General features: G+C 64.2%; 25 protein-coding genes, 1 tRNA gene and 1 pseudogene. 11 read left to right on the top strand and 16 right to left on the bottom strand.

Translation table 11 applies throughout. The features are described from left to right. Positions 1–7: 7 nt before the first annotated feature. Entirely contained in the window at positions 8–496 is a 489-nt protein-coding gene (locus tag LW136_RS07535) for a nitrate reductase cytochrome c-type subunit (RefSeq protein WP_102831902.1), read from the top strand. 10 nt (positions 497–506) lie between these two features. Further along, positions 507–1,103: a cytochrome c3 family protein gene (locus LW136_RS07530; protein ID WP_023443863.1), complete on the top strand. Its 597-nt coding sequence runs from the start codon at positions 507–509 to the stop codon at positions 1,101–1,103. Positions 1,104–1,210: 107 nt separating this feature from the next. Here LW136_RS07530 and dcd read toward each other — a convergent pair whose 3' ends face one another. Beyond that, positions 1,211–1,777 carry a dCTP deaminase gene (gene dcd, locus LW136_RS07525; protein WP_003302346.1) on the bottom strand — a complete coding sequence of 189 codons (567 nt, stop codon included), beginning with the start codon at positions 1,775–1,777 and terminating at the stop codon, positions 1,211–1,213. A 74-nt stretch (positions 1,778–1,851) separates the two neighbouring features. Between dcd and LW136_RS22750 the strand changes: the two genes are divergently transcribed. Next, the gene (locus LW136_RS22750) at positions 1,852–1,983 is read left to right on the top strand and encodes a hypothetical protein (RefSeq protein ID WP_256445873.1); all 132 of its coding nucleotides are present in this window, start codon (positions 1,852–1,854) and stop codon (positions 1,981–1,983) included. A gap of 123 nt (positions 1,984–2,106) precedes the next feature. Further along, entirely contained in the window at positions 2,107–2,316 is a 210-nt protein-coding gene (locus LW136_RS07520; protein ID WP_003282211.1) for a cold-shock protein, read from the top strand. Positions 2,317–2,418: 102 nt separating this feature from the next. Here the strand turns inward: LW136_RS07520 and apbC are convergent, their stop codons facing one another. Then, on the bottom strand, positions 2,419–3,513 hold the full coding sequence (apbC, locus tag LW136_RS07515; protein ID WP_101274296.1) for an iron-sulfur cluster carrier protein ApbC: 1,095 nt from the start codon (positions 3,511–3,513) through the stop codon (positions 2,419–2,421). A 174-nt stretch (positions 3,514–3,687) separates the two neighbouring features. Here apbC and metG point away from each other — a divergent pair, with 174 nt between their 5' ends. The 7 genes and pseudogenes from metG to LW136_RS07480 all read left to right on the top strand — a co-directional run bounded on the left by metG (position 3,688) and on the right by LW136_RS07480 (position 9,683). Next, positions 3,688–5,730: a methionine--tRNA ligase gene (gene metG / locus LW136_RS07510; RefSeq protein ID WP_230355685.1), complete on the top strand. Its 2,043-nt coding sequence runs from the start codon at positions 3,688–3,690 to the stop codon at positions 5,728–5,730. Positions 5,731–5,791: 61 nt separating this feature from the next. Continuing rightward, complete coding sequence (locus tag LW136_RS07505; RefSeq protein WP_234174866.1) at positions 5,792–6,004, top strand: cysteine-rich CWC family protein; 213 nt, start codon at positions 5,792–5,794, stop codon at positions 6,002–6,004. Next, positions 5,994–6,632: pseudogene (locus LW136_RS07500) on the top strand (pseudouridine synthase); the annotation flags it as partial. The gene LW136_RS07505 and the pseudogene LW136_RS07500, both read left to right, overlap by 11 nt. A gap of 93 nt (positions 6,633–6,725) precedes the next feature. After that, complete coding sequence (locus tag LW136_RS07495; protein WP_034018616.1) at positions 6,726–8,108, top strand: IS1380 family transposase; 1,383 nt, start codon at positions 6,726–6,728, stop codon at positions 8,106–8,108. Between the two features lie 317 nt (positions 8,109–8,425). After that, a tRNA-Gly gene (locus LW136_RS07490) sits at positions 8,426–8,499 on the top strand. A gap of 165 nt (positions 8,500–8,664) precedes the next feature. Next, positions 8,665–9,366: an SOS response-associated peptidase family protein gene (locus LW136_RS07485; protein ID WP_234174865.1), complete on the top strand. Its 702-nt coding sequence runs from the start codon at positions 8,665–8,667 to the stop codon at positions 9,364–9,366. A gap of 2 nt (positions 9,367–9,368) precedes the next feature. Beyond that, positions 9,369–9,683 carry a hypothetical protein gene (locus tag LW136_RS07480; protein WP_234174864.1) on the top strand — a complete coding sequence of 105 codons (315 nt, stop codon included), beginning with the start codon at positions 9,369–9,371 and terminating at the stop codon, positions 9,681–9,683. Here the strand turns inward: LW136_RS07480 and LW136_RS07475 are convergent. The 14 genes from LW136_RS07475 to LW136_RS07410 all read right to left on the bottom strand — a co-directional run bounded on the left by LW136_RS07475 (position 9,669) and on the right by LW136_RS07410 (position 24,042). Further along, positions 9,669–10,211, bottom strand: a complete 543-nt coding sequence (locus LW136_RS07475; protein WP_234174863.1) for a lysis system i-spanin subunit Rz — start codon at positions 10,209–10,211, stop codon at positions 9,669–9,671. The genes LW136_RS07480 and LW136_RS07475 overlap by 15 nt on opposite strands. After that, the gene (locus tag LW136_RS07470; RefSeq protein WP_234174862.1) at positions 10,208–10,696 is read right to left on the bottom strand and encodes a glycoside hydrolase family 24 protein; all 489 of its coding nucleotides are present in this window, start codon (positions 10,694–10,696) and stop codon (positions 10,208–10,210) included. Before LW136_RS07470 ends, LW136_RS07475 begins: the two co-directional genes overlap by 4 nt. A gap of 60 nt (positions 10,697–10,756) precedes the next feature. Then, on the bottom strand, positions 10,757–11,647 hold the full coding sequence (locus tag LW136_RS07465; protein ID WP_234174861.1) for a DUF6236 family protein: 891 nt from the start codon (positions 11,645–11,647) through the stop codon (positions 10,757–10,759). A gap of 73 nt (positions 11,648–11,720) precedes the next feature. Further along, positions 11,721–12,725 (bottom strand): hypothetical protein, encoded by a 1,005-nt coding sequence (locus LW136_RS07460; RefSeq protein WP_234174860.1) that lies wholly within the window; start codon positions 12,723–12,725, stop codon positions 11,721–11,723. Then, positions 12,722–16,291, bottom strand: coding sequence for a TipJ family phage tail tip protein (locus LW136_RS07455; protein WP_234174859.1), 3,570 nt, complete (start codon positions 16,289–16,291; stop codon positions 12,722–12,724). The genes LW136_RS07460 and LW136_RS07455 overlap by 4 nt, the downstream gene beginning before the upstream one ends. Before the next feature lie 66 nt (positions 16,292–16,357). After that, the gene (locus LW136_RS07450; protein ID WP_234174858.1) at positions 16,358–16,924 is read right to left on the bottom strand and encodes a tail assembly protein; all 567 of its coding nucleotides are present in this window, start codon (positions 16,922–16,924) and stop codon (positions 16,358–16,360) included. After that, complete coding sequence (locus LW136_RS07445; RefSeq protein WP_234174857.1) at positions 16,921–17,637, bottom strand: C40 family peptidase; 717 nt, start codon at positions 17,635–17,637, stop codon at positions 16,921–16,923. Before LW136_RS07445 ends, LW136_RS07450 begins: the two co-directional genes overlap by 4 nt. Before the next feature lie 3 nt (positions 17,638–17,640). Beyond that, on the bottom strand, positions 17,641–18,390 hold the full coding sequence (locus LW136_RS07440; RefSeq protein ID WP_234174856.1) for a phage minor tail protein L: 750 nt from the start codon (positions 18,388–18,390) through the stop codon (positions 17,641–17,643). Positions 18,391–18,393: 3 nt separating this feature from the next. Then, a complete protein-coding gene (locus LW136_RS07435; RefSeq protein WP_234174855.1) occupies positions 18,394–18,747 on the bottom strand; it encodes a hypothetical protein in 354 nt (117 codons plus the stop codon). After that, a complete protein-coding gene (locus tag LW136_RS07430) occupies positions 18,740–19,072 on the bottom strand; it encodes a DUF4376 domain-containing protein (RefSeq protein WP_234174854.1) in 333 nt (110 codons plus the stop codon). The genes LW136_RS07435 and LW136_RS07430 overlap by 8 nt, the downstream gene beginning before the upstream one ends. Beyond that, positions 19,069–19,413: a hypothetical protein gene (locus tag LW136_RS07425; RefSeq protein WP_234174853.1), complete on the bottom strand. Its 345-nt coding sequence runs from the start codon at positions 19,411–19,413 to the stop codon at positions 19,069–19,071. Before LW136_RS07425 ends, LW136_RS07430 begins: the two co-directional genes overlap by 4 nt. Positions 19,414–19,422: 9 nt before the next feature. Further along, complete coding sequence (locus LW136_RS07420) at positions 19,423–20,466, bottom strand: hypothetical protein (RefSeq protein ID WP_234174852.1); 1,044 nt, start codon at positions 20,464–20,466, stop codon at positions 19,423–19,425. Between the two features lie 7 nt (positions 20,467–20,473). Next, on the bottom strand, positions 20,474–20,809 hold the full coding sequence (locus tag LW136_RS07415; protein ID WP_234174851.1) for a phage tail protein: 336 nt from the start codon (positions 20,807–20,809) through the stop codon (positions 20,474–20,476). Continuing rightward, positions 20,809–24,042 carry a tape measure protein gene (locus LW136_RS07410; protein ID WP_234174850.1) on the bottom strand — a complete coding sequence of 1,078 codons (3,234 nt, stop codon included), beginning with the start codon at positions 24,040–24,042 and terminating at the stop codon, positions 20,809–20,811. The genes LW136_RS07415 and LW136_RS07410 overlap by 1 nt, the downstream gene beginning before the upstream one ends. Between the last annotated feature and the right edge of the window lie 22 nt (positions 24,043–24,064).

The raw sequence follows: 24,064 nt of genomic DNA, 5'->3' as shown, positions 1-24,064 counted from the left end.
AACCGCCATGAAATTTCGCCTACTTCCGCTGACCCTGCTCGCGGTGTTCGGACTGGCCGTCGCCGCCGAAACCAACTACCCACTGGATGCACCAGCCCCGGACGGTCGCCGTCCAGGCGGGACCATTACTCAGGAATTCACCCCACCGAAACTGCACGACGAGGAAAACAAGGATGCCCGGCGCGAGCGCAACTATCCGGAACAGCCGCCGACCATTCCACACAGTATCCGTGGGTATCATGTCGACAAGAATGCCAACAAATGCCTGACCTGCCATAGCCGGGCCAATAGTGCACGCGCGCAGGCGCCAATGATCAGCATCACCCACTACACCGATCGCGACCAGCAGACCCTGGCGGCAGTCGCGCCGCGGAGGTACTTCTGCACGCAATGTCATGTACCGCAGCACGATGTGAAGCCGCTGGTGGAAAATCGCTTCAAGACCATCGACGAACTGCTGTACCGGGAAACCTCACCATCCACCAACGGAAACTGAGGGGGCCTGGATGAAGTCGATCAAGTCATTTTTCAAACGCTACTGGGCCGTTCTCCGCCGGCCCAGCGTCCACTACAGTCTGGGGGCGCTGACCCTCGGCGGGTTCATCGCCGGGATCATCTTCTGGGGCGGTTTCAACACCGCGCTGGAAGCCACCAACACGGAGGCCTTCTGCATTTCTTGTCACGAGATGGAAGACAACGTGTACATGGAGATCAAGGATACCATTCACTACAGCAACCGCTCGGGCGTACGGGCAACCTGTCCGGACTGCCACGTACCGCACAAGTGGACCGACAAGATCGCGCGCAAGATGCAGGCGTCCAAGGAGGTTTGGGGCACGATCTTCGGCACAATCAACACGCGCGAGAAATTCCTCGACAAGCGTCGTGAGCTAGCCGAGCACGAATGGGCGCGACTCAAAGCCAACGACTCGCTCGAGTGCCGCAACTGTCACGACTTCGGCTACATGGACTTCACCCGCCAAGGCAAACGGGCATCGGAGTTCCATTCCACTGCCCTGGCCAGCGGCGAGGCAACCTGTATCGACTGCCACAAGGGCATCGCACACAAGCTGCCGGACATGAGAGGCGTACCGGGCTGGTAGGGTAACGAGTGCTTGGCAGGTGTACTGGCCAAGCACCCTGCACGCTCCACCGCTGCAAAAAAAAGCCCTGACCATTGGTCAGGGCTTTTTCGTATTGCTCTTTGCCATCAAGCCTTGGGCAGCGTCACGCCGCGCTGGCCCTGGTATTTGCCGCCGCGGTCGCGGTAGGACACTTCGCATTCTTCGTCGGACTCGAGGAACAGCATCTGCGCAACCCCCTCGTTCGCGTAGATCTTGGCCGGCAGGGTCGTGGTGTTGGAGAACTCCAGGGTCACATGCCCTTCCCACTCCGGTTCCAGCGGCGTCACGTTGACGATGATGCCGCAGCGCGCGTAGGTGCTCTTGCCCAGGCAGATGGTCAGCACGTTGCGCGGGATGCGGAAGTACTCGACCGTGCGCGCCAGGGCGAAAGAGTTAGGCGGAATGATGCAGACGTCGCTCTTGATGTCGACGAAGCTCTTCTCGTCGAAATTCTTCGGATCGACCGTCGCCGAATTGATGTTGGTAAACACCTTGAATTCATCGGCGCAGCGCACGTCGTAGCCATAGCTGGAGACGCCATAGGAAATCAGCCGATCGTTACCCTCGGTGCGCACCTGGCGCTCGACGAAGGGTTCGATCATGCCGTGTTCCTGGGCCATGCGGCGAATCCACTTGTCCGATTTGATGCTCATGGCTGGCGTCCTGATTAGATGAAATGGGCGTGCGAAGACGCGCATCTTACCGAGCCTCGTGCGCGTGTAAAAGCATGGCCGCGATGCGCGCCGCAGAGCAGGTCACACCTCAACCGCGCCGCTCGGAGAAGAAATCCAAAATAAAGCTCGCTTTGCTCCAGAAAAAAGGTATTGTTACTGGGCTGCTGCTGCATGTGTCACCGTGAATCGCTACATGTTTAGATTTCGATCCAAATATCGATACGACTCCTATCTCCTTGCACACAGTGATGTTCGGACCTTTTCAGTCCGCACTTTATTTTTCAAAACTTGGTTCAAGGAGACATCAAATGTCCAATCGCCAAACCGGTACCGTTAAGTGGTTCAACGATGAGAAAGGCTTCGGCTTCATCACTCCGCAATCCGGTGACGACCTCTTCGTACACTTCCGCGCCATCCAGGGCGACGGTTTCAAGAGCCTGAAAGAAGGCCAGCAAGTTTCCTTCGTCGCTACCCGCGGCCAGAAGGGCATGCAAGCTGAGGAAGTTCAGGTTATCTAACCTGAGTCTTCTCTGAAAAAGCCTCGCTTCGGCGGGGCTTTTTTGTGCCTGCAATTTATCGCCGGGCGCGGGCGGTGACGCATGGCGTCACCGCCGCTAGGCTCAGTCCTCGGAAATGACGATCTTCGGCATCGACTGCGCGATGATTTGCCCACTCTGGGCGATACGGGCACCGACGGTACGCGCCACCTCTTGGTAAATCATCGCGATCTGGCTTTCCGGATCAGCGATCACGGTCGGCTTGCCCGCATCCGCCTGACTGCGAATCGCCATCGACAAAGGTAGCGATGCCAGCAGATCGACGTTGTACTGCGCCGCCAGCTTCTCGCCACCACCCTCGCCGAACAGATGCTCCGCATGGCCGCAGCTCGAGCAGATATGGATGGCCATGTTCTCCACCACACCGAGCACTGGAATGTTCACCTTGCGGAACATCTCAACTCCCTTCTTGGCGTCGAGCAACGCCAGATCCTGCGGCGTGGTCACGATGACCGCCCCCGTCACCGGCACTTTCTGCGCCAGCGTCAGCTGGATATCGCCCGTCCCCGGCGGCATATCCACCACCAGATAATCGAGATCGTTCCAGGCGGTCTGAGTGATCAACTGCAACAGCGCACCGGAAACCATCGGCCCGCGCCAGACCATCGGCGTCTTGTCATCGGACAGGAACGCCATGGACATGACCTGCACCCCGTGGGCCTCTAGAGGGATGAACGCCTTGCCATCGCGAATCTCCGGGCGCGTGCCTTCTGCGATACCGAACATGATGCCCTGGCTCGGGCCATAGATGTCGGCATCCAGCACGCCCACCCGTGCACCTTCGCGCGCCAAGGCCAGAGCCAGATTGGCGGCTGTGGTCGACTTGCCCACCCCGCCCTTGCCGGATGCCACGGCGATGATGTTCTTCACATTGGAAAGCGCCAGCACCTGATCCTGCGCCTTGTGCGGACGCACGACGCAATCGACCTGGACATCGGCGCGACTGACGCCATCCAGATGCTCGATAGCCATCGCCAGCATCTGTGCCCAGCCACTGCGAAACAGCGCAGCGGCGTAGCCCAACTCAAGCTGCACGCTGACCCTATCACCTTGCACCTCGATCGAACGCACGCAGCCGGCGCTCACCGGATCCTGATTCAAATGGGGATCGGTGTACTGGCGCAGGACGGTTTCCACAGCTTCGCGAGTGACGGACATGGTTACTCCTAGAAAGACCGAGCAAATCAGACAGGCATCTTACCCCGCACGCCACTTCCGAGCCCAACACCAACCGGCACTGTCGAAGCCGGGGATGGGCAGCGCGGGTGAAAAATACGCGCCGGGCCTTTATAGTTGCAGACTTTCTTTCGCAATTCCGACTGCAGATTTCCCATGTCCGAAGCTCGCCAGATTCTCGTTACCAGCGCACTGCCCTACGCCAACGGTTCGATCCACCTCGGCCATATGCTCGAGTACATTCAGACGGACATGTGGGTGCGCTTCCAGAAGCTGCGCGGCAACCAGTGCATCTATGTCTGCGCTGACGACGCCCACGGCTCGGCAATCATGCTGCGTGCCGAGAAAGAAGGCATCACGCCCGAGCAATTGATCGCCAACGTGCAGGCCGAACACGGCAGTGATTTCGCCGACTTCCTGGTGGACTTCGACAATTTCCACTCCACCCATTCGGAAGAGAACCGCAAGCTTGCCGAGCTGATCTACACACGTCTGCGCGACGCCGGCCACATCGCAACCCGCTCGGTGACCCAGTATTTTGACCCCGAGAAGGGCATGTTCCTCGCCGACCGCTTCATCAAGGGCACCTGCCCGAAGTGCGCGGCCGAGGACCAGTACGGCGACAACTGCGAGAAGTGTGGCGCCACCTACGAGCCGACCGAACTGAAAGATCCGCGTTCGGCGATCTCCGGCGCCACGCCAGTGCTGAAGGACTCCAAGCACTTCTTCTTCAAGCTGCCGGACTTCGAGGCCATGCTCAAGCAATGGACCCGCGGCGGTGCGCTGCAGGAGTCGGTTGCCAACAAGATCGCCGAATGGCTCGACGGAGGGTTACAGGAGTGGGACATCTCGCGTGACGCGCCCTACTTCGGCTTCGAAATTCCGGGTGAACCGGGCAAGTATTTCTACGTCTGGCTGGACGCACCGATCGGCTACATGGCCAGCTTCGAGAACCTGTGCAAGCGCCGCCCAGAGCTGAGCTTCGACACGTTCTGGAGCAAGGATTCGACCGCCGAGCTGTACCACTTCATCGGCAAGGACATCATCAACTTCCACACCCTGTTCTGGCCGGCCATGCTGGAGGGCGCTGGCTTCCGCAAGCCGACCGCGGTCAACGTGCACGGCTACCTGACGGTGAATGGACAGAAGATGTCCAAGTCGCGCGGCACCTTTATCAAGGCGCGCACATATCTCCATCACCTGAACCCGGAATACCTGCGTTATTACTACGCGTCGAAGCTGGGCCGCGGCGTGGACGACCTCGATCTGAACCTCGAAGATTTCGTGCAGAAGGTCAACTCCGATCTGGTTGGCAAGGTCGTCAACATCGCCAGCCGCTGCGCCGGCTTCGTCCACAAAGGCAACGGCGGTGTGATGGTCGACGCCAACCCTGAACCGGAACTGTGGGCAGCCTTCCAAGCCGCCGCCCCGAGCATCGCCGAGGCTTACGAGGCACGTGACTTCGCCCGTGCCATGCGCGAAATCATGGCGCTCGCTGACCGTGCCAACGCCTGGATCGCCGATAAGGCGCCATGGGCGCTGAACAAGGTTGAAGGCAAGCAGGCCGAGGTACAGGAAATCTGTGCACTAGGCATCAACCTGTTCCGCCAGCTGGTGATTTTCCTCAAGCCGGTGCTGCCGAACCTCGCCGCGGCTGCCGAGCAGTTCCTCAATGTTGAGCCGCTCACCTGGAACGACCATGCGACGCTGCTGGCCAACCACCAGCTCAATGCTTTCACTCCGCTAATGACCCGCATTGAACCCGCGAAGATCGAAGCCATGATCGAAGCATCCAAAGAAGACCTCGCCTCCAGCGAAGCCGCAGCTGCCCCGGCGGGCAATGGCGAACTGACCAAGCAGCCGATCGCCGCGGAAATCAACTTCGATGCCTTTGCCGCGGTCGATCTGCGCATTGCACTGATCGAGAAGGCCGAGTTCGTCGAAGGCGCCGACAAGCTGCTACGTCTGACCCTGGACATCGGCGATGCCAAGCGCAACGTTTTCTCCGGCATCAAGAGCGCCTACCCGGACCCAAGCAAGCTGGAAGGTCGTCTGACCCTGTATGTCGCTAACCTGGCGCCGCGCAAGATGAAGTTCGGCGTTTCGGAAGGTATGGTCCTCGCGGCTGGCCCCGGCGGTAGCGAAATCTACCTGCTGAGCCCCGACAACGGCGCCAAGCCGGGCCAGCGCGTCATGTAAACCGGCGTTCGCGTGCCGGCCTCTCGAGCGGCACGCGAAACCCGGCGTTAACGGAAACGCTATGAGCGAGCCTGTAGATCCTTCCAACTGCCCGCTCTGCGGTCAGCCCAACCAGTGCGGCGAGTGCGACCCTGCCGCCGCCCAGCCCTGCTGGTGCTTCACGACCCCAATCCCCGATCACGTGCTCGAGCGCATTCCTGCCACGCTCCGAAATCAGGCCTGTATCTGCCCGCGCTGCGCTCGCAGCCAAACCGCTCCTCCAGATGCGCCTTGACCGCTACCTCGCCAATCGCGCACGTCTAAGTCGTCAGGACGTTCGGCGCCTGCTGGCCGAAGACCGAGTGCTGGTGAACGGCGAAACCAGCCGGATAGTGGATCTGGACGTTCGTGTATTCGACCGAATCGAGCTGGACGGAGAACTGCTGCAAGCGGGGAAAGCGGCGCGCTACCTGATGCTGCATAAGCCGGCAGGCTGCGCCAGCGCTACCCAGGACGCGACACACCGAACCGTGCTCGACCTGATCGACGAGCCGGACAAGCATGACCTGCACATCGCCGGCCGCCTCGATTTCAACACCACCGGCCTTATGCTGCTCACCAACGACGGTCGGTGGTCCCGCCGCCTGACCCAGCCTACCAGCCTGCTGGGCAAGGTCTATTTGGTCGAAACCGAAGACGAGATCGACCCGGCCTGCGTTGACGTTTTTGCCCAGGGCATGTATTTCCGCTTCGAAAACCTCACCACGCTACCCGCCGAACTCGTACTGCTCGCACCCCGCCGCGCCCGTCTGACCCTGCACGAGGGCCGCTACCACCAGGTCAAGCGCATGTTCGGTCGCTTCAACAACAAGGTCACCGCCCTGCATCGCGAAAGCATGGGTCCTCTGACGCTGGACCTAGCCCGCATTTCTCACAGGAAGAGATGCACCGGGCCGTCGGATGCGCGAAAATTGTTGTGCAAAGAACGATTTAGCGCGACAACGGAGAGCGGCCCGATGCAGACACAGTGTAATCCGAAGCAGTACACGTTTTCAGGGGTGGGGCGGCGCGCGGTGGTAGCCGGATTTGATGGCGGTCGGGTGAGTTCGGATGGCGGCGCGTTGCTGCTCAAACAAACCGATGAAGCGGTGGGGTTGTTCGATCGCCTGGCCGGCTGTTTCCAGGACGATCGGATGCCCGAGGCGGTGGAGTTTCCGCTGCGCACGCTGGTGGCGCAGCGGGTGATGGGCATCGCGCTGGGCTACGAGGATCTCAACGATCACGAGCAACTGCGCCACGACCCGCTGCTGGGCGCGGTGATCGGCAAGCTGCAGTCCGGACGTGCGCGCTGTGCGCCCTTGGCCGGCAAGAGCACGCTCAACCGGCTGGAGCGCTTCCAGGCGCAGGGCAGTTCGCGCTATCACAAGATCCGGCCGCAGGCCGGCATGATCGAGGATCTGTTCGTCGATCTGTTTCTGGACGCCCACCGCAGGCCGCCAGAGGAGATCATCCTGGATCTGGATGCCACCGACGATCCGCTGCATGGGCAGCAGGAGGGCCGGTTCTTTCACGGCTACTACGGGGGTTACTGTTACCTGCCGCTGTACATCTTCTGCGGCCGTCACCTGCTGTGCGCCAAGTTGCGCCCGGCCAACGTCGATGGCGCCGCCGGGGCGCTGGAAGAGGTGCAACGCATCGTCAAGCAGATTCGCGCCCGCTGGCCAGACACGCGCATCGTGCTGCGCGCCGACTCGGGGTTCTGCCGGGATGACCTGATGACTTGGTGCGAAGCACAGTCGGTCGATTATGTCTTCGGACTGGCGCGCAACGCGCGCCTGACCCGGGCCATCGGCCCGAGCCTGCGGCAGGCCCAGGCGCAGTGCGAAGCGACGGGAGTCCCGGCACGGGTGTTCCAGGAACTGCACTACCGCACGAGGAAAAGCTGGAGCGCCGAGCGCCGGGTGGTGGCCAAGGCCGAGGCCTTGCCGGGCAAGACCAACCCACGCTTCGTGGTGACCACGCTTGCGGTCGGGGACTGGCCGGACAAGGCGCTGTATGAGGATCTCTACTGCGCGCGCGGCGAGATGGAGAACCGCATCAAGGAGTGTCAGCTCGACCTGTTCGCCGACCGCACCTCCACCGCGACGCTGCGCAGCAACCAGCTGCGGCTGTGGCTGTCCTCGTTCGCCTACGTGCTGCTCGAAAGCCTGCGCAGGCTGGCGCTGTCGGGGACCGAACTGGCCCAGGCCACGGCCGGTAGCATCCGCCTGAAGCTGCTCAAGATCGGCGCGGTCATCACCGTGAGCGTGCGCCGGGTCAAAGTGGCCATGAGTTCGGCCTTCCCGCAGCAGGAGGTGTTCGATCACGCCTTCGATGTCTTGAGCGCCGCGGCGCGCTGACAGCCGCACACCCACCGTCCCCCTCCACATCACACCCCGTCCACCCTGCCGCAAGCGCCTTGTTCAAGCGCGCTCGCAGGCGCTTGCCCGAAATCAGCGCTGTCGGCAGCCTGCGCCACCTGCGACGACCTGCGTCCGTCAAAACGGCCCAATGCGCAGGGCTGTGAGAAATGCGGGCTAGCACTGGAACCCGGCCGGTATCGATCGCTGACCGAGCAGGAGATGGCTCAGATCTGAACCCTTTTCGCCTGCCCGCCAGAAAAACCCAATGCTGCCCTTCATTTCGCCCAAGCCTTCTGGTAAAAAGGCACCCCTGAGCGGGCGTCGTATAATGGCATTACCTGAGCTTCCCAAGCTCATGACGAGGGTTCGATTCCCTTCGCCCGCTCCAGATTCTACGGGGCCTCTATCGAGGCCCTTTTTTATTTGGTGACAGTAACGGCGACAGTTATCGCCCCGCCGAGCCGCTGCAAATTGTCACCAGCCGCCGGCTTTCCAACCATTTCCTGCGTCTAAGGTCTATGCAGAACATGCATTGTGAGGCCGCGGAACAACCATGTGTGGACGCATAACGCAGTACCGATACCCGATTGAGTACCTCGAAGCGCTCGGGCAGATGACGATCGATGGAGTAGATCCAAATCCGATCGGGCGGTACAACGTGCCGCCACAATCGCGGGTGCAGTTGCTGCACCAGGACCAAGATGGGTTGCGCATGGACGGGGTGCGCTGGGGATACGCGCCGTTCTGGGCGCAGGGGAAACGGCCGCCGGCGATCAACGCCAGGGTCGAGACAGCCGCGACGAGCAAGTTCTTCCGCGACATATGGAAAACCGGCCGCGCTATCGTGCCCGCAGACGGCTGGTTCGAATGGAAGAAGGACGAGGCCAAGCCGAAGCTCAAGCAGCCCTATCTGATCAAGCTGGCCTCGGGCGAGCCGTGCTTCTTTGCTGCGATCGGGCAATTCCAGCGCGGCGGCGTGGCCGAGCCACGGGATGACGACGGGTTCGTGATCATCACAGCAAGCAGCGGCGCAGGCATGCTCGACATCCACGACCGCCGCCCGCTTGTGCTGTCGCCGGAATGCGCAGCGCATTGGCTGGACCCGGAGCTATCCCCCGAGGAGGCCGAGGAGCTCGCACTGGAGCACGGCCTGGCCGTCGACGAGTTCACCTGGTACCCGGTGCCGGCGGCCGTAGGGAATGTGCGGAACGAGGGAGCACACCTCATCGAGCGCATCAGCGACCCGGTGCTATAGCCATGTATGTATATGTCCGGCTGATGCGCGATCATGGCCGCCCGATCGAACCGCGCAAGCGGCGAAGCACCCCGCCAATCTACGGGGATGTGCGCATCGAGACCAGCCGAAGCGAGGACCTTGGGCGCCAGTCCGAGATCGCGCGGCTTGTGCAGAACAACCCGCTGGAATCAAGCGTGATCCCACCACTGCTGGACGTAGCGCTCCATGGCATGAGCACCAATGGGTTCGTGCTGACTGGGTATGAGATCATCGACGGGATTGCCTACGCGCAGTCCTGGTGGTGCCTGGCCGAGGACGGATCAGCGGACACCTAGAATCTGACGGGCCCACTCCTGCAGATAGGCCAGCTTCGCCTGGTCATCGATCATTGATCGCCGGATATCCCAAACAGCCCGTCCAGCTGCTGCACTGAGTTCGACGCTGGCTGCATCGCCCACGCTGCCGGAGCCGGTGGCGGCGGACACGATGGCGTCATTACGGGCAAGGGTGGCTTCGATCCGCAGGCGGCGACGCTCATCGTCAGCAGAGCTATACAGGCGCTCAAGGCGATCGTTTTCGGTGAGTGCATGGGTCAGTTTCTCGATTGATTGTTGGTCCGCCTTGGCCAGGCGCTGCTCGAGCGCGAGGCGGTCGGCCTGCTGCTTGAGGATCACCTCGGCATTGGCCTCGGCTACCTGTTTCAGGAACGCCTGGTGATCCGCGGCCTGCCTGGCCACCGCAGCATGCGCATGCGCTGCGTCAGACTGCGCCGATAGCACCCGGACTTGCTGCCCGCCGGCCACAACAGCCAGAGCCAGCACCCACCAGGCCCAGCCGGGCACGAACTTCAGCCAGGCGGTCATGCCAGCGCCCCTCCTGCTTTCGAGTACGCAGCCAACAGACTGTTGACCTTGTGCTCATGCTGGCCGTACCCGGCCCCGGGCAGAGACGCCCAGCGGCTACGGCATTTGTGGATGGCATCGGTGATGCGACCGGCCTTGATGTCATCCAGCGCCTTGCATTCGCCGATCAACTGCAGAGCGACCCGGTCCTGATTCAGAGGGGTAAACCCTCCCGAAAGACCGAGCTGCTTGCGGTAGTGGTCCCAGTACCGCGCAAGGATCTGGTATCGGCCCGCAGCGGTGGACTTGATGCCAAGTGCAGGTAGGTTGACCAAGCGGCGCGGATGATCCGCGTAGGAGTCGAACAGCGAACCGCCGACCATGACGTCGTAGCCCCGATCGCGCGTCGGCTGACGGCCGTTGTCGGTGCCTTCCGACCAGGCGATCAGGTCCAGAAAGGCGAGCATGTTTGTGCCGCCCGCTTGGGCAGCTGATATTCGAGGCATGGCTTATCTCCAGGCAAAAAAAAGCCCGCCGGGAAGCGGGCTCAGCAAATTGCTGCTGTGTTAGAAGACGCCGAGTTCTTTATGAATTCGATATGCGTATGCGTATGGTCCAAGGGATCTTCGGACGCCTACGAACTTAGGAGTGGCTGAAAGCTTGAATTGACTAACGACCGCCGCGGCGCTTGAGAGAACAGCGGAACTTAGCGGCATTACCGCCTCTAGCAGTAGAGTGTTCATTGCTGCGGCCGTTGCGGCATTGGCTGCAGCCTTCGTCAGATCAGGCGCAAACTCAATCCGCTTATCTGCCAATGCCACTGGAAACTGCCACTCCCTCGATACAGCCAAAACGTCCCGGGTGGCTTTATCAATCTCTTGCATGGCGAGATAGATGAACTCTTCAGGGTCGTTGGATAGCAGTGCAAGACTGTTCAAACGCTCAAGCTCAGCACGCAGCAGAAGCAATTCGTCGCGACGCCTATGTTTAAACTCTAATATTTCTGCTAACGGCACATCTCCAGCCGGAACGGGGATGCATTTGACGAGGTCGACGCCCAACCCTCGGGGGCGCCCCGCATCTTCTCTATCAAAAGAGATTGAGTTTGGCCCCTCTAGCAACGCCCACGCGCGCGGATTTTCTCGCGAGAGATCTTGATGTGCAGCGAGAACCCCCGCGAGCATGCCCTGTGCTGCGCAACCGTCGATACTGTAGTCTGGCCGAGAAAGCACTCCCGCACTTTCCAAATACTCTGAATCAGGCCCACCATCTACATATATCAGACGCGAAGACGGCCATACGATGCGATCCCAAAACAGCAAGGCGTAGCGAAGTTCTTCTGGATGAAGCCCGCCACCTAGTTGGATTTGCTCGCCATCAATGCGCATTGGATTGGTGAGTATTACCCCTCGGAACTTCTGTTCCTCCCGTACCTTTCCGAACAGTGGATCGGACATCCTGCGTCGTTTAGCCTCTCCCACCGCATCACCCCGCTAAATGGCAAATTGCCACTCTAATCTATGCGAAGCCTTACGCAATGAACAGCCGCGCGAACACCGCCGGGACGTTGCCCTTGTTGGTGAACACCGTGCCGCTCGGGCCTTGCTGGTAGATTTCGGCGTACTTCTGCGCGTAATTCAGGCTGATGGCGGTGGGCGAGGCCGCTGGAGAGGTTGCAGACAGGGCCGGCAGGGTAAACGGATTGATCATCACGTATTCGTCCTCGGCCACGCTGTAGCTTGCCCGCCAGTAGTAATGCCCGGCCAGCGTGCCGGCCACCGCGCCAACATAGGTCCAGCTCTGCACCACATTGGTGACCACCGCCGGCGCCGCGCCCGAGTCGTACACGCGCGCAGCAGCGCCGTCCCATATGCGCAGGCCATAGGTGGCCGAAGCGGTCGGCGCAAACGCCGCGGCAAACCATTTGCCGCTGGGTAGATATGCCACGTTGCGCGTACTGATGCTAAACCCAGTCCATCCTCCAGGGCTGCCGATGATCGACATGGCGTAATACAGCTCGGTGCCGCTCGAAGTTGACGGGCGGATAAACACGCAAGGCGGTTCCTGGGTGGTGATCGGCTGCGGAAAACTCACCGTCACCGTCATGGATGTTCCCTGATAGGTGCCACTGCTTAGCACCGAAAGCCGCGGTTTCTCGGCGTCGATCTGCACATACCCAGCATCATTGATCGCTAGAAAGCCATAAGAGCCCGATGGCCCGGCGGCGCCGGCGGCGGGGCGGAACCTCATTACCAAAATCCGCACAATGCCGGTGGTTTGGTTTGCCGAGGGGCTAGACGGGTGATAGCGCGTTACTTGGACGTTATTTGCCTGCACCTCAATGTGGGGCATAAAGCTGCCAGACAACGCCAGGGCAACCGCGCAATGGTTGCTCGCGTTGCCGGTTATCGGGATGTTCAGCACCGACGTGCTGGCGAAGTTCACCAGCACATTCGCCACGATCTGGTAAGTGAACGTCGACGTGTCCAGCGTCAGGCGCCCTTGCTCGTCCCAGGTTCTAAGCCCTCCGATCATGCCGTCAAATCCCCCGCCTGAATGCGCAGTACGTCGTTGCCGTCCCAGAACTTCAGGGCACGGTTCGTCAGCTGCATTCGCCCTTGCCCGGCTACGCTGCCGTTGATTTCAAAGTTGCCGGCCTTGTCCAGCCGCCACCCCTGCTGCCCGGCCACGTAGTCGGTCGATTGCAGCGCCGTGGCGATCTTCGCCATGTCGATGGTGCCATCGCCGATCACCGCCGAGTTGATGAACACCTGCCCGCCCTGAATCACGAACGGCGTGGTGATCTGCCCGTTTGCCACGTTGATGACCGCGAACCGATCCGCCTGGAACAGCACCTGGCTTTGCATGCCCTCGGGTGTGTTCTCGATGCCAATCCCCATGCCGGCGGCGTAGTACTGGCCGTTACTGGTAACGCCCAATTTCACCGAGTACATGGCCCGCAGCTGCCCGTCGAGGCTGGCCACCGCCTCGCTGGTCTGCTGCACCGTCGCGGCGAGGTCTTCGCCCAGCTCGGCCTCCACCGTGTCGATGCGCTGCGCCATGGCGCTGATGGCATCGGCGCGGGCGGTCTGCTCGGCCGTGATGGCCGCCGCGTTCTGCCCCACCTGGGCTGTCACCGAGTCGATGCGCACGGCCAGCGCCATATCCTCGGACGCGCGGGCGGACTGCTCCGACCACACCCCCGCCAGCACCGCGGTGCTGCCCGCCGACCATCCCGCATCACCCGCCAGCGGCGGGTTAACCTGGGCAAACACCCCGTCCAGCCGCTCGGCCTGGGCCTGCAGGCCCTGCTCGGTCTGCTCGATGGCGGCGGCGTTCTGCGAAACCTGCCCGGCCAGGGCGTTTGCGGCCTGCACCGCCTGGCCAATATCCAGCCAGTAAGTGGCATTCGGCGGCGGCGTTTCGGCCGGCACCGGCGCCGTGGCCTGATACAGCCGCTGGCCAGCGCGCACCGTTTCGCCGGCGGCGTAGGTCTTCGCTGGGTCATAGGCCAGCACGTCGGCGACCTGCTGCAGGCGCTCGTTCACCGAGCCAGGCCCACTTCCGTCGATCAGGTCGAGCCGGTCCTGCAGGTGCTGGCCAAGCTCCGTTTCGCTGATCTTCCCAGCGATGGCGTCCAGAATCTTGGTCGCGTCGACGCTCGCCTGCCCCATCACCCAGGCCGACCACGGCCCCACGTTGCCGCTGCGGTCCACCAGACGGCCGCGGAAATGGAAGGTCGCGCCCGCCGCCAGCCCCGCCATGGTGTGGCGGTTGTGCGGGTAGGCGTAATCGCCAAGGTGCATCACGCCCTGGGCGCTCGGGCTGGTGTTGTACTCGATTTCGGTGCGCTGGGTGTCGGCCGCGCCTTCGGCCGGAAAGGCCCAGGCCAGGCCGATGCCGAACAGCTCCGGCGTGGTCGTCAGCGAGGCCAGCGCCGGCGGGGCGCCCTCCTTGCCATTGAGCTGGGTTTCTGCGCTGTAGGCCGCCAGCGAGGCCACGCCAATCGGGTTGACCGCGCGCACCCGCACCAGATAACGCCCGGCATAGATACCCGGCACCTCGAAGCCCAGGGCCGAGGTACGCGGCACCGCCAGCCACTGGCCGTCATCCTTGCGCCATTCGGCCTCATAGGCCACCGCACCCGCCGCGGCCTCCCATTGCGCGCGCAGGGTGGTGATGGCCAGGCCCTGATCGACATAGCTGAAACTCTCCAGTATCACGCCCGTGGGCGGTGCCTGCACGCCGGCCGGCACCACGGATACCGGGCGCTGCTCGATGCGCGCACCGGTGTCGACCGCGCCGTGTTTGCTCGGGTCGTACTGCACCCCGACAATCTCGAACACGCCCGCCTCGGGCCGGCTCACCCGCGTGACGCGGTAGAGCTGAATGGCCAGGTCGGCGGCGTCCAGCGCCCACACCGATTGCGCCCGCGGCGTCTCGCTGTATTCGGTCGTTACCGTCACGGTGCGCCCGGTCACGCTCTGCACGGTGCGGCCCTCGGCCACGCCGCTCGGCAGGTTCAGCACCAGGCGGTCGCCGACCTGCACCTGGGCGTCACGGTCGAGGGTGATCTGCCGGCCGGAAACCAGGCTGATGCGCCCACCCAGCGGGCGGCCCGCCAGCAGCTCGTCGGCCACGCCGATGACCCAGCCCGGCCGGGCCAGCACACCGTCGAGCCCCACGCGAAAGGTCACCATGCGGTCGGCGGCGTTGGTCAGCAGCAGCCAGCGGCCGCGGCGGTTGGCCTCGCTGCGGCGGGTGCAGCCGATGGCGGTAATGTCCTGCTTGTTCACGCCGTAGCGGCGCACCAGGGCGTTATCCGCTACCGGCTCCACGTCGGACTGGTAGGCATTGGCCGGCTCGTCGTAGCTGACCAGCGCCATGCTGTAGCGGTTTTTCTGCTGCCCGCCGGCGTAGCTGAACCCGCCCACCACGCCATTGGCGCGGCTGTACACGTAGTCGACCGGGCGCGGCATGTCCGCCTCGGCGACCATCTGCGTGCCGTCCCAGTAGGTCATGCCGCGGAAGATCGCCGCCAGGTCGCGCAGCACCGTCCAGGCCTCGGCCTGGCTTTGGATGTACACGTTGCAGGTAAACCGCGGCTCTTGCCCACCCTGCCCGTCTGGCACCAGTTCGTCGCAATATTGGGCGATGCGGTACAGCGCCCACTTGTCCACCTGATCGGCCGTGATACGCCGGCCCAGGCCGAAGCGCTTGGCCAGTACCACGTCATACCAGACCCAGGCCGGGTTATCCGTCCAGGCCCATTTGAAGGTGCCGTCCCAAAGCCCGACATAGGCGCGGGTGGCGGGGTCGTAGTTGCTCGGCACGCGGATCACGCGGCCGCGCGTCTCTACTGCAACCTGCGGGATGCTGTCGAACTGCGCGGCGTCGAACTCCACATACAGCAGCGCGGTGTTGGGGTAGCGCAGCTTGGCGTCGATGACCTCGGTGATGGCCTCCACGCGCATGGTGTCGGCCACCTTGTTGCCGTCCTGATTGGGCGTCAGGCGGCGGACGCGCGCTTGCCAGGCACTGCCGGCCGGCAGGTCGATGCGGTGCGTGCGCTCATACTTGGTGGTTGTCTTGCCGTTGACGGTGTAGGTGCTGACCTCCTGCCAGCTGCCGCCATCGGTGGCCACGTCAATCGCGTAGTCGATGCGGTAGCCCACCACATCGCCATTGTCTTTCTGCTGCTGCAGCGCGGGCCACGACAGGCGCAGGCGCACCGCCGACAGCTGCGGGTTGGTGATCGCACGCACCCAGGGCGTACCGCTGCGCAGCTCGACGCCGACGCCGATTTCGTTTTCGACCGCCGGCAATCCGGCGATGTGCTCCTGATGCGGCGTGCCGGGGCGGAACTCCCAGCGCACGCCGGGGAAGTTCTCGGTGCCGTCCGGGCCTATCAGCGGCGTGCCGGCCAGATAGATATCGCGCCCATCCAGCGTGCCGGCGGCGTTGCCGGCGTACTCGCCTTCGCCCAGGGCGATCAGCAGTTTGGCATAGGCCGTCGACTGCACACTGTCGGGCGCCTCCCTCGGGGTGCGCGGCTTCTTCTCGCCACCCTTGCGGCCGTGAATCGCTGCTGCTGCGCTCATGCGGGGAACCTCGAAAACGAAAAAGCCCGGCGCATGGCCGGGCTCGGGAATTGGAAGCGTGCGGGGTTACAGCTGGTCTTCGGCGTAGATGCCGCCGGAAATGATCGCCCCGCCGATGCGGCGCTTGCCGTACAGCAGGCCGACCGGGTTGCCCTGGGCGGTGGTGTTGACCGCGCCGCCGAAGGCATACGACGGTTTGTTTTCCGGCGCCTCGCGGGCGGACATGCCAGTTGCCTGCGGTGCGAGCATCTGCGCCACGCCGCCGGCCATCATCCCGGCGCCTGTAGCCACCAGCCAGCCGTTGCCGGTGTACACGCCCACCGCCACCAGCACCGCGCCCAGCACGGTGGAAAATACGCCACCGTTCTTGCTGCCGATGATCACCGGCGCAATGCGGATATCCCCCTGCCGGCCTTCAAGCTGCAGCTCCTGCTCGGTCAGGTTGCGCCGGCCGTAGAACACCGCGTAGGTCAGCCCGCGGTCGCGGCTGGTCGCCAGGTACTGTTCGAAGCCCGGCAGCTGCGCGCACAGCGCGCGGATGGCCTCAGCCGGGCTCGCCACGGCCAGGCGAAACACCCGGCCGAAGCGCGCACCCAGCACGCCGTAAAGGCGCACGGTTCGCAGTTGGTTCATGCCGCCCCCTTGTAGCGCACCACCAGCGCGGTGCGGTCCAGCCAATAGCCGCCATATGCCACCCGGCCACTCGGGCGGCCGTACAGGTGGTGCAGCAGCTGCCCGTCGCCCAGGTACACGCCGCCATGGTTCACCGCCGGCGCCTGCACCTGCATCAGCACCACATCGCCGCGCTGCAGTGGGCCAGTGGCCACCTCGAATCCGGCCTGCTCGAAGCGCTCCAGATAGTGGTTTTCGCCGTTGTGCCACCAACCATCCGCTCGCGGGAAGTCGGGCAGCGTGATGCCGTATTCCAGCTGGTAGAAGCCGCGAATCAGCCCGTAGCAGTCATAGTCGGTGCCATGCACGAACGGCCTGCCCTCCAGCGGGGGCACGCCCTCGCACGGGGTCAGCACGTTTAGATCACCCTCGGGCCAGCTCAGGATGTACCAGGGCACCGTGCCGGCATTGCACAGCGCCACGTCGGCGGCACTGGCGCGGCTGGTGGCGTCGGGGTGCGAATGCACGACGCCGACGATGGTGCCCAGGTCTTCGGCGGCGGCGTAGTCGGCCGGGTCCAGCTCGAAGCGGTCGGTGCCTGCAGCACCCTCGGCCAGGTTGCGGCAGCGCACGTACTGCTGGCGGCGGCCGATCTGCACCACCAGGCCGCAGCACTCGCGCGGGTACTCGGCCGCGGCGTGCGCGCGCACGGCTTTCAGGATGTGTTTACGCATGGGTCATTGCCTCAGCAGGCCGGCGCCTGGGAAGCCGCCGTGTGGCAGCGGGTTGTTCGCGCCGAAGCGCGCTTTGCAGTCACTCAGCAGGCCGCCGCAGCGGTCGCGGGCGGGGTCATCGGTTGGGTTGCCGTCAATGTCGGCCACCGGGCCGCCGGTGTAGCCGCAGTCGGGGCCGCGGTACTCGCCGCACATGGCCCAGTCGCACAGCGCGTGAATCTGCCGCGCCGGGATCTTCTGCCCCTGCACGTCCGCTGGCGAGCTAAGCGCAAAGGCCACGGCCTCGCCGTTCTCGCCGGTCTTCTGCTCGATGTACCAGACCTGGGTTTTCTCCTGGGTCGGGTCCGCGGTCGGGTTGCCACCCTCGAAGTTCACCGCATCGAGGTAGTGGGCAAAGGTGGTACGCACCGTGACCCGCGCCTGGGCCAGGTCGGCGAACAGCAGGCACAGCGCACTGATCGAGCCGTCAAGGTTGCCCACCGTCAGCGTCGGCGAAGGTGCCGGGCCGTCGCCGTCCAGGGCGAAGCCTTCGCCCTTCACCGGCCAGGCGCGGTATTCCTGCCCCTGCCACCAGATCGATTTCGCGCGCAGCGGCTCGGGGCTGATCGCCGCGGCGGCCAGCTCGGCCGGCGTATGCGCTACGCGGTGGCCATGAAAGTGCAGCACATCGCCACCGAACGCCGTGCAGTCGATGACGTACAGCGTCACCTCGGCGCCGGGTTCCAGCAGCTGCACATCGGCATTGATGCCCATCGGTCACTCTCCAGAAACAGCAAGCCCCGCACGGGGCGGGGCTTCGGGTGGCGGCGTTACGGGTGACGGCGGCGAATGCTCGCGCGCCAGTTCGCCCAGGTACGCCAGCTGGCAGTGGCGCAGCTCGCCCACGCGGTCGCGCCAGAACAGCGTATTGATCAGACGCTCAGCCAGCCGCCAGCGGCGTTTCGCCGGCGTGCGCAGCTGGGCGCTCCGGTAGGCCCGGCTCGACAGCGTTTCGTCCACAAAGCCCCACAGCAGCGCGTTGGCGAGCTGGTCCAGGGCGATCAGCAGGGCCAGCCAGTACGGCCGGCGGCCATAGCGGGCCACGTAGGTGGTCAGGTCCAGCTTATTCATGGCTGGCCACCCACAGCCGCGCCTGTTCGGCGCCGGCCAGCCTCAACGCCTCGGCCAATTCGGCGGCGGTGGCGTCGATGGTGGTGTTGTCCGCCAGCACCCAGGTCACGGTCGCGCCGGCGCCCGCTTCCTGCAGGCCGAGGATCGCGCGGGCCATACGGGCCTGGCTGGTTTCGTCGCCGTCGAAGGTACGACCGCTGGCGGTCGTTACCTTGATCGCGCGCACCGCCTCGGCGCGGCGCGTCTTCCATGCATCGCGGGCGGCCTTGGCCGCGTCCTCGGCCTTCTTCTCGGGCGTGATCAGCTGCGAATAGTCGATGTTCATGCTGGCAGCTCCTCGGGCATGTCGGGCAGCGGTTCCGGCTCGGCAGGCGGGTCGAACGGCAGGTCAATCTCACCGTCGACCATCACCACCAGGGGCTTGGGGAAGGCCGCGGCCTGGCTCGGATTCGGCCCGTGCGGCAGGCGCAGGGTCAGGTGCAGTTCGCCGTCAATGCGCGACACGGGGCCGACGATCCAGTCCGAATCAATCGCCTCGGCTGGCAGCGTGGCGCCCTCAGGCAGCGGGCCGAAGTCGAAGGCCTCGCCGTTGAGGGTCAGCACGTCGCCGGCGCGGGAGGCGGCCAGGGTTTCGTCCATACGGACGGGGGAAAGGGTGATTTGCATATGCGCTCCTTAGTACCAGCGGCCGATGGCGAGTAGTTTCAGCGTTAGCAGCTGGGAGCCTGCTGTAGCGTACATAGGGAAAAAAAACGGCGCCGTGTAGGCACTGGGCACACTACCAGACCCAAGCCAAGCAAGGCCGCCGGCGCTGTCTAGTCGTTCAAAAACGCGAGGCGCAACGGAGAAGCTAGCCGGCCAAGCGCCGCCGCCAATTTGGTTCGGCCCATAAAACACGCTGCCAACTGGCGAAGTTACATCTACCGTTCCGTCGATGGTTTTTAGGCAAATCTGTGTCCCATCCGCCCATCTGATGTACTCCCCATTCGCATTGCTGCCGCGCTCGATGATCGCGCCCGTAGGCACGCCGTTGGAATGAGAGACGGTGCCGAGGATGTTTCGGCTGTGATATGTCCTCGCGCGCAGTGCCTCGACTTCACCAGAGCCCGCAGCGTTTGACGCCACGGCCGACCATCCCCGCAGCGTAGACGGGTCGGGGTTATACCCGCCAGGGATTAACAAAGCATCGAAGGCCAGGCGACTGATATAGACGCTGCCGCCGAAATCAATCCGAATGACAATTTTCCCGTTCTCCGGCCGCAGGTAAAACCGCACGCCAGAAACGCCGCCTGTCGCGGTGATGAGCACGTTCGGCAGGTATATCACGCCGCCGTAGAAATACCACGACAGACGGGCTTCGAACGGTTCGGTGTATCCGTTCAGCGCGCCCCGAATGATCAGGTTCGGCATGATGTCTTCAGAGGCCGGAATATTCGTGTAGATCGTGGCGCCCGGTACTGAGCCTGCATCCAGAAAGGCGAAACACTCGACGGTATGCCTCCCGACCAGCTCCGCGCCGGCCACCAGCACGTTGCCTGGGGATGTTCCTTTAGTCAGCCCTAAGATGGCGCGCGCGGCGGCCTTCCGCTCTTCGGAATCCGGCAACGCGGCGGCATACAGCTCGGCAAAGTTGGCAATGGCCTTTTCGAACGCCGTGCGGGCGCTGTCGCCGCCGGCGCCGCTGCCGGTGGCGCCGAGGTTGATTAGCTGTTGTGCCATGCGTGCCTCACGGGTGGTATGCGGTTTCGAAGGTAACGGCCAGGGTGTAAACCCGGCCGTGCCCCGTCAGGGAAAGTTCGCTGCGCTGGTACAGGCCCAGCTCGCCAAGCGGCGGCGTCCAGAGAAAGGCCTTGGCCTTGCCGTGGCGGCGCAAAAAGTCGCGGATCGGCTGCAGGTACTCGGGCGTACCGGTAAACGTCAGCGCCCAGCTGTGCGTCACCGCGTTGATGCCGTCGACCACCGACTGGGCGTAACCGTCACCGAGCTGCACCCGCCGGGTGCGCTCATCCTCGGTGCCGGTCGCGCCCAGGCGCGGCGACCATGTGAAGGTTTCAAGCGGCATTAACGTCTCCCGTTCAGGTGGCGGCCGATGGCGCCATCGGTGCGCAGATCGCGCGCGAGCAACTGCTGGTAACGCTGGTCGACAAAGCGGCCGATATCGGCACCGAACTGCTCCATGCCGGCCGGCGTTTCCACCTCGGCGCCGCCCTCGTTGGTGATGCTGATATGCACCACCGGCGCCGCCCCGCCAGTGCGGGCGGCGTCATTGGCGGCCGGCTGGCGGGACAGGAAGGCTTTAAGGTCGCCGTTCGTGCGCCGGTCGACTACCCGTTCGCCCTGATCCAGCAGCCAGGTGCCTTCGCGCGGGATGCTGTCGATGCCGTCATGCGCCATGCCCATGATCGAGGTGGCCGCGATCATCCCCACCGAGGCATACCCCAGCCCGCGGATCAGCGAGGCCGCCGGGATGCCCATGATCGGCCCAAGTTCCAGGGCCTTGGCCGCGGCGACTTCGGTGCTGACCATGGTTTGCGCGATGGCCGCCGCCTTGCTGGCCAGAAACAGCACCTTGTAGGCGGCCGAACCCTCGCCGGCCATCTGCTTCATCATGTCCGCCGCGTTACCCGTCACGTCGGCGAACACGCCGAGCGTGGCGACCTTGTAGGCATCGCCCATGGCGGCCAGCCGCGCGTTGCTGGTGGCGGTGATTTCCTCCACCCGCGCGGTGTGCTGCGCCTCGTTGATCAGCTTTTCATCGAGAAAGGCTTTCTGCCGGGCCAGCTCGTCGCCGCGCCACTTCTCGAGTTCCTTCTGCGCCTCGGCAACCTTGACCAGCTCGCCGGCCGGGCCGCCTACGCTGGCGTCCAGGCCGCCGAAGGTCGGCGCCTTGCTGATGGCCGCTTTGCTGAACTGGTCGCGCGCGGCGTCGTACTGCTCGGGCGTCACCCCGCCCGCGGCGCGGGCTTCGTTGAGCAGGCGCACGCGCTCGCGCATCTGCGACAGCAGCCGTTCCTCGGCGGTCTGCGCGCCCTCCATCAGGCTTTTGTAGGCCTGCTGTGCGTCGAGCGCATCCTTGGCGGCGGCAGCCCGTTCGAGTTCGCTCTTCTGCGCCGCCGTCAGCGCCTTTAGCTCGCCTTCGGTGGTCGCGTAGCGGATGCGCGCAAGCTCGGTGCTTTGCCCGTGCATGGCGACCTGCTGCTGCAGGGTGGCCAGGGTGCGGGCGTGGGCGTCATTCAGCTGCTTGACCGCGCGGGCGGCTTCCTCGGCGCTGCTCTTGGCGGCGCGGGCGGCTTCCTCCCGCTCGGTTTTCAGCTTCTGCTCAGCATCCACCGCAGCGGCCGCGGCGCGGGCACGCTCGGCCAGGGCACGGCCCGCGGCGGTGTCCTCCAGGCCATCGGCCGCAATCTGCCGGTTGACCTCACCCAGGGCGCTGGCGTCCTTGAGCTTGGCGGTTTGCTCGGCGAGCCCGGCAATCTTCTTTTCCCAGCCGCTGGCCAGCTCGGGCGACAGGCTGACCACGTTTTCCATGGAGTCGGCCAGGCCCTTCATCTGGCCTTGCAGCTCGTTGGCACCCTCCCCGAGCTGGTGGCTTTTCGCAATCAGCTCGACGTAGCTGGCGGCCAGCTGCTCGATCTGCGCGCGCAGTTCCTCGGAAGGCCCCACGGCCTCGATCAGCGCCTGGGTGGCTTCGTCCACATCCATGCCGGCACGCACGCGCGTGCCGAACTGCTGGGTAGCCGCTACGCGGTCACGCCGCGAGGCGGTGAAGTTGTTGCTGTACAGGTCCGGCGCGCTGGTGATCTGGCCAATCCCGGCCAGGGCATCGCGCGCCGCCTGCTGCGCCTGGGCCTGCTGCTGCAGCAGGTTGTTGATCATCGGCCGGCGCTGTACGTCGGCGAGCTTTTCCCATTCCTCGCGCAGCTCGGCGATGGGGCGTTTCAGGTCCACCGCGGCGGTGGCCGCCTTGTCGCCGTGGTCGGCGAACAGCAGGAAACTGGCCGCCGTACCGGCCGCCAGGATGGCCAGCCCCATCGGCCCACCCAGGGCGCCGAGCAGCCCCGACACGGCGCGGCTACCCACGGCCGCGGCGCGGCTGTAGGCGGTCTGTGCCGTGGCCTGGGCCAGGGTCGCTTCGCGGTCGGCCAGCTTGGCAAGGCGCAGGCGGGACAGCGCGGCGGTGTGGGCATCGGTAAAGCGCGTCGCCTGGGCATGCGCCTGGGCGCTGGCGAGTTCGGCCTGGGTATGCCGCACCGCCATATTGGCGGCGTCGAGCTGGGCTTTCGCACGCCCGACGGTGGCGCCAATGGATGCGCGCACGGCGTTGATTTCCGCCAGCAGCGCGGCGGTCGAGGTGGCCGCCCACTTGGTCAGCCCACCAGCACCGACCGCCAGCACCGCCACGGCCAGGCCGTCGAGGTTGTCGGTCAGCAGGTTGATCAGTTCGGCCAGGTTGGCGGTGGCGCCACTGGCTTCGTTCTGCTGGCCCAGCCAGCGGGCGTAGTGGTTGGACAGCCGCTGAAGAGCATCACCCACGGTGGTGGGCATCCGCTCGGTTGCATCAGCCAGTTCCTTTTCCTTGCTGATAAGGGCTGGCATCCATTTACTGGTGACGAGTTCACCGTTGCGCGCCATGTTTTCCAGCTCGGCGCTGGTTACGCCCAGAGCGTCGGCCAAGGCGTTAACTATGGCCGGCGCCTTGGTAAGCATGTTCTGCCATTGATCGCCCTGCAGCTTTCCAATGGCAATCGCCTCGCCAGCTGACTTGATGACGGAGGCGGTGTCCTCAGCATTGGCGGCACTGAGCGTGAGCCCAGAGGCTAAAACGTTCACGAACCCGGTGACGGTTTCCGTCGCATAGCCCATGTCACGCATGCGCTTGGCCGAGGTGATGAACAGTTCGGCTTGATCGCTGTAACGCTTGTAGGTCCGGTCGCTGATTTCCATCAGCTTCTCGGAGACGGCGCGGTATTCCTCCTGCGAGGCGGTGGCCATCTTCAAGCGTGAAGCCACTTGCCCCCAATTGTCGGCCTCGGCCACGGCATTGCCGACCGCCAGGGCGCCGAGCATGGCGCGGGCGTAGTTGCCGGCGGTGGCACTCAACTCGGTCAAGGCGCTGTTCTGCGCCTGAATCGCCGCCTGCTGCGCCCGCCACCCGGCCGCGGCCTGGCGGTTGCCGTCACCGATGGTGCGCAGGTAGTTGGCCCCCATGCGGCTGGCTCGCGCCATTTCCCGCTGATAGGAACTGGTTTCAGCCGAAACACTGACCACCAGCGAGCGGAGCGTTTGTCCAGACATCGCCATTCTCCAGGCAAAAAAA

This window comes from Stutzerimonas kunmingensis (assembly GCF_021432085.1).
Classification (GTDB): Bacteria; Pseudomonadota; Gammaproteobacteria; order Pseudomonadales; family Pseudomonadaceae; genus Stutzerimonas.
The sequence above is the reverse complement of the archived record's forward strand: the minus strand, read 5'-3'. Positions and strand labels throughout refer to the sequence as shown.

Bases quoted from the DNA above. Each gene is read 5' to 3' on its own strand.
- LW136_RS07460 (WP_234174860.1), bottom strand. From the start codon at position 12,725: ATGATCGGAGGGCTTAGAACCTGGGACGAGCAAGGGCGCCTGACGCTG.
- LW136_RS07530 (WP_023443863.1), top strand. From the start codon at position 507: ATGAAGTCGATCAAGTCATTTTTCAAACGCTACTGGGCCGTTCTCCGC.
- LW136_RS07470 (WP_234174862.1), bottom strand. From the start codon at position 10,696: ATGCCTCGAATATCAGCTGCCCAAGCGGGCGGCACAAACATGCTCGCC.
- LW136_RS07455 (WP_234174859.1), bottom strand. From the start codon at position 16,291: ATGAGCGCAGCAGCAGCGATTCACGGCCGCAAGGGTGGCGAGAAGAAG.
- LW136_RS07415 (WP_234174851.1), bottom strand. From the start codon at position 20,809: ATGCCGCTTGAAACCTTCACATGGTCGCCGCGCCTGGGCGCGACCGGC.
- LW136_RS07520 (WP_003282211.1), top strand. From the start codon at position 2,107: ATGTCCAATCGCCAAACCGGTACCGTTAAGTGGTTCAACGATGAGAAA.
- LW136_RS07485 (WP_234174865.1), top strand. From the start codon at position 8,665: ATGTGTGGACGCATAACGCAGTACCGATACCCGATTGAGTACCTCGAA.
- LW136_RS07440 (WP_234174856.1), bottom strand. From the start codon at position 18,390: ATGGGCATCAATGCCGATGTGCAGCTGCTGGAACCCGGCGCCGAGGTG.
- LW136_RS07425 (WP_234174853.1), bottom strand. From the start codon at position 19,413: ATGCAAATCACCCTTTCCCCCGTCCGTATGGACGAAACCCTGGCCGCC.
- apbC (WP_101274296.1), bottom strand. From the start codon at position 3,513: ATGTCCGTCACTCGCGAAGCTGTGGAAACCGTCCTGCGCCAGTACACC.
- dcd (WP_003302346.1), bottom strand. From the start codon at position 1,777: ATGAGCATCAAATCGGACAAGTGGATTCGCCGCATGGCCCAGGAACAC.
- LW136_RS07535 (WP_102831902.1), top strand. From the start codon at position 8: ATGAAATTTCGCCTACTTCCGCTGACCCTGCTCGCGGTGTTCGGACTG.
- LW136_RS07465 (WP_234174861.1), bottom strand. From the start codon at position 11,647: ATGTCCGATCCACTGTTCGGAAAGGTACGGGAGGAACAGAAGTTCCGA.
- LW136_RS07410 (WP_234174850.1), bottom strand. From the start codon at position 24,042: ATGTCTGGACAAACGCTCCGCTCGCTGGTGGTCAGTGTTTCGGCTGAA.
- LW136_RS07495 (WP_034018616.1), top strand. From the start codon at position 6,726: ATGCAGACACAGTGTAATCCGAAGCAGTACACGTTTTCAGGGGTGGGG.
- metG (WP_230355685.1), top strand. From the start codon at position 3,688: ATGTCCGAAGCTCGCCAGATTCTCGTTACCAGCGCACTGCCCTACGCC.
- LW136_RS07450 (WP_234174858.1), bottom strand. From the start codon at position 16,924: ATGAACCAACTGCGAACCGTGCGCCTTTACGGCGTGCTGGGTGCGCGC.
- LW136_RS07420 (WP_234174852.1), bottom strand. From the start codon at position 20,466: ATGGCACAACAGCTAATCAACCTCGGCGCCACCGGCAGCGGCGCCGGC.
- LW136_RS07475 (WP_234174863.1), bottom strand. From the start codon at position 10,211: ATGACCGCCTGGCTGAAGTTCGTGCCCGGCTGGGCCTGGTGGGTGCTG.
- LW136_RS07445 (WP_234174857.1), bottom strand. From the start codon at position 17,637: ATGCGTAAACACATCCTGAAAGCCGTGCGCGCGCACGCCGCGGCCGAG.
- LW136_RS07435 (WP_234174855.1), bottom strand. From the start codon at position 18,747: ATGAATAAGCTGGACCTGACCACCTACGTGGCCCGCTATGGCCGCCGG.
- LW136_RS07430 (WP_234174854.1), bottom strand. From the start codon at position 19,072: ATGAACATCGACTATTCGCAGCTGATCACGCCCGAGAAGAAGGCCGAG.
- LW136_RS07480 (WP_234174864.1), top strand. From the start codon at position 9,369: ATGTATGTATATGTCCGGCTGATGCGCGATCATGGCCGCCCGATCGAA.
- LW136_RS07505 (WP_234174866.1), top strand. From the start codon at position 5,792: ATGAGCGAGCCTGTAGATCCTTCCAACTGCCCGCTCTGCGGTCAGCCC.
- LW136_RS22750 (WP_256445873.1), top strand. From the start codon at position 1,852: ATGGCCGCGATGCGCGCCGCAGAGCAGGTCACACCTCAACCGCGCCGC.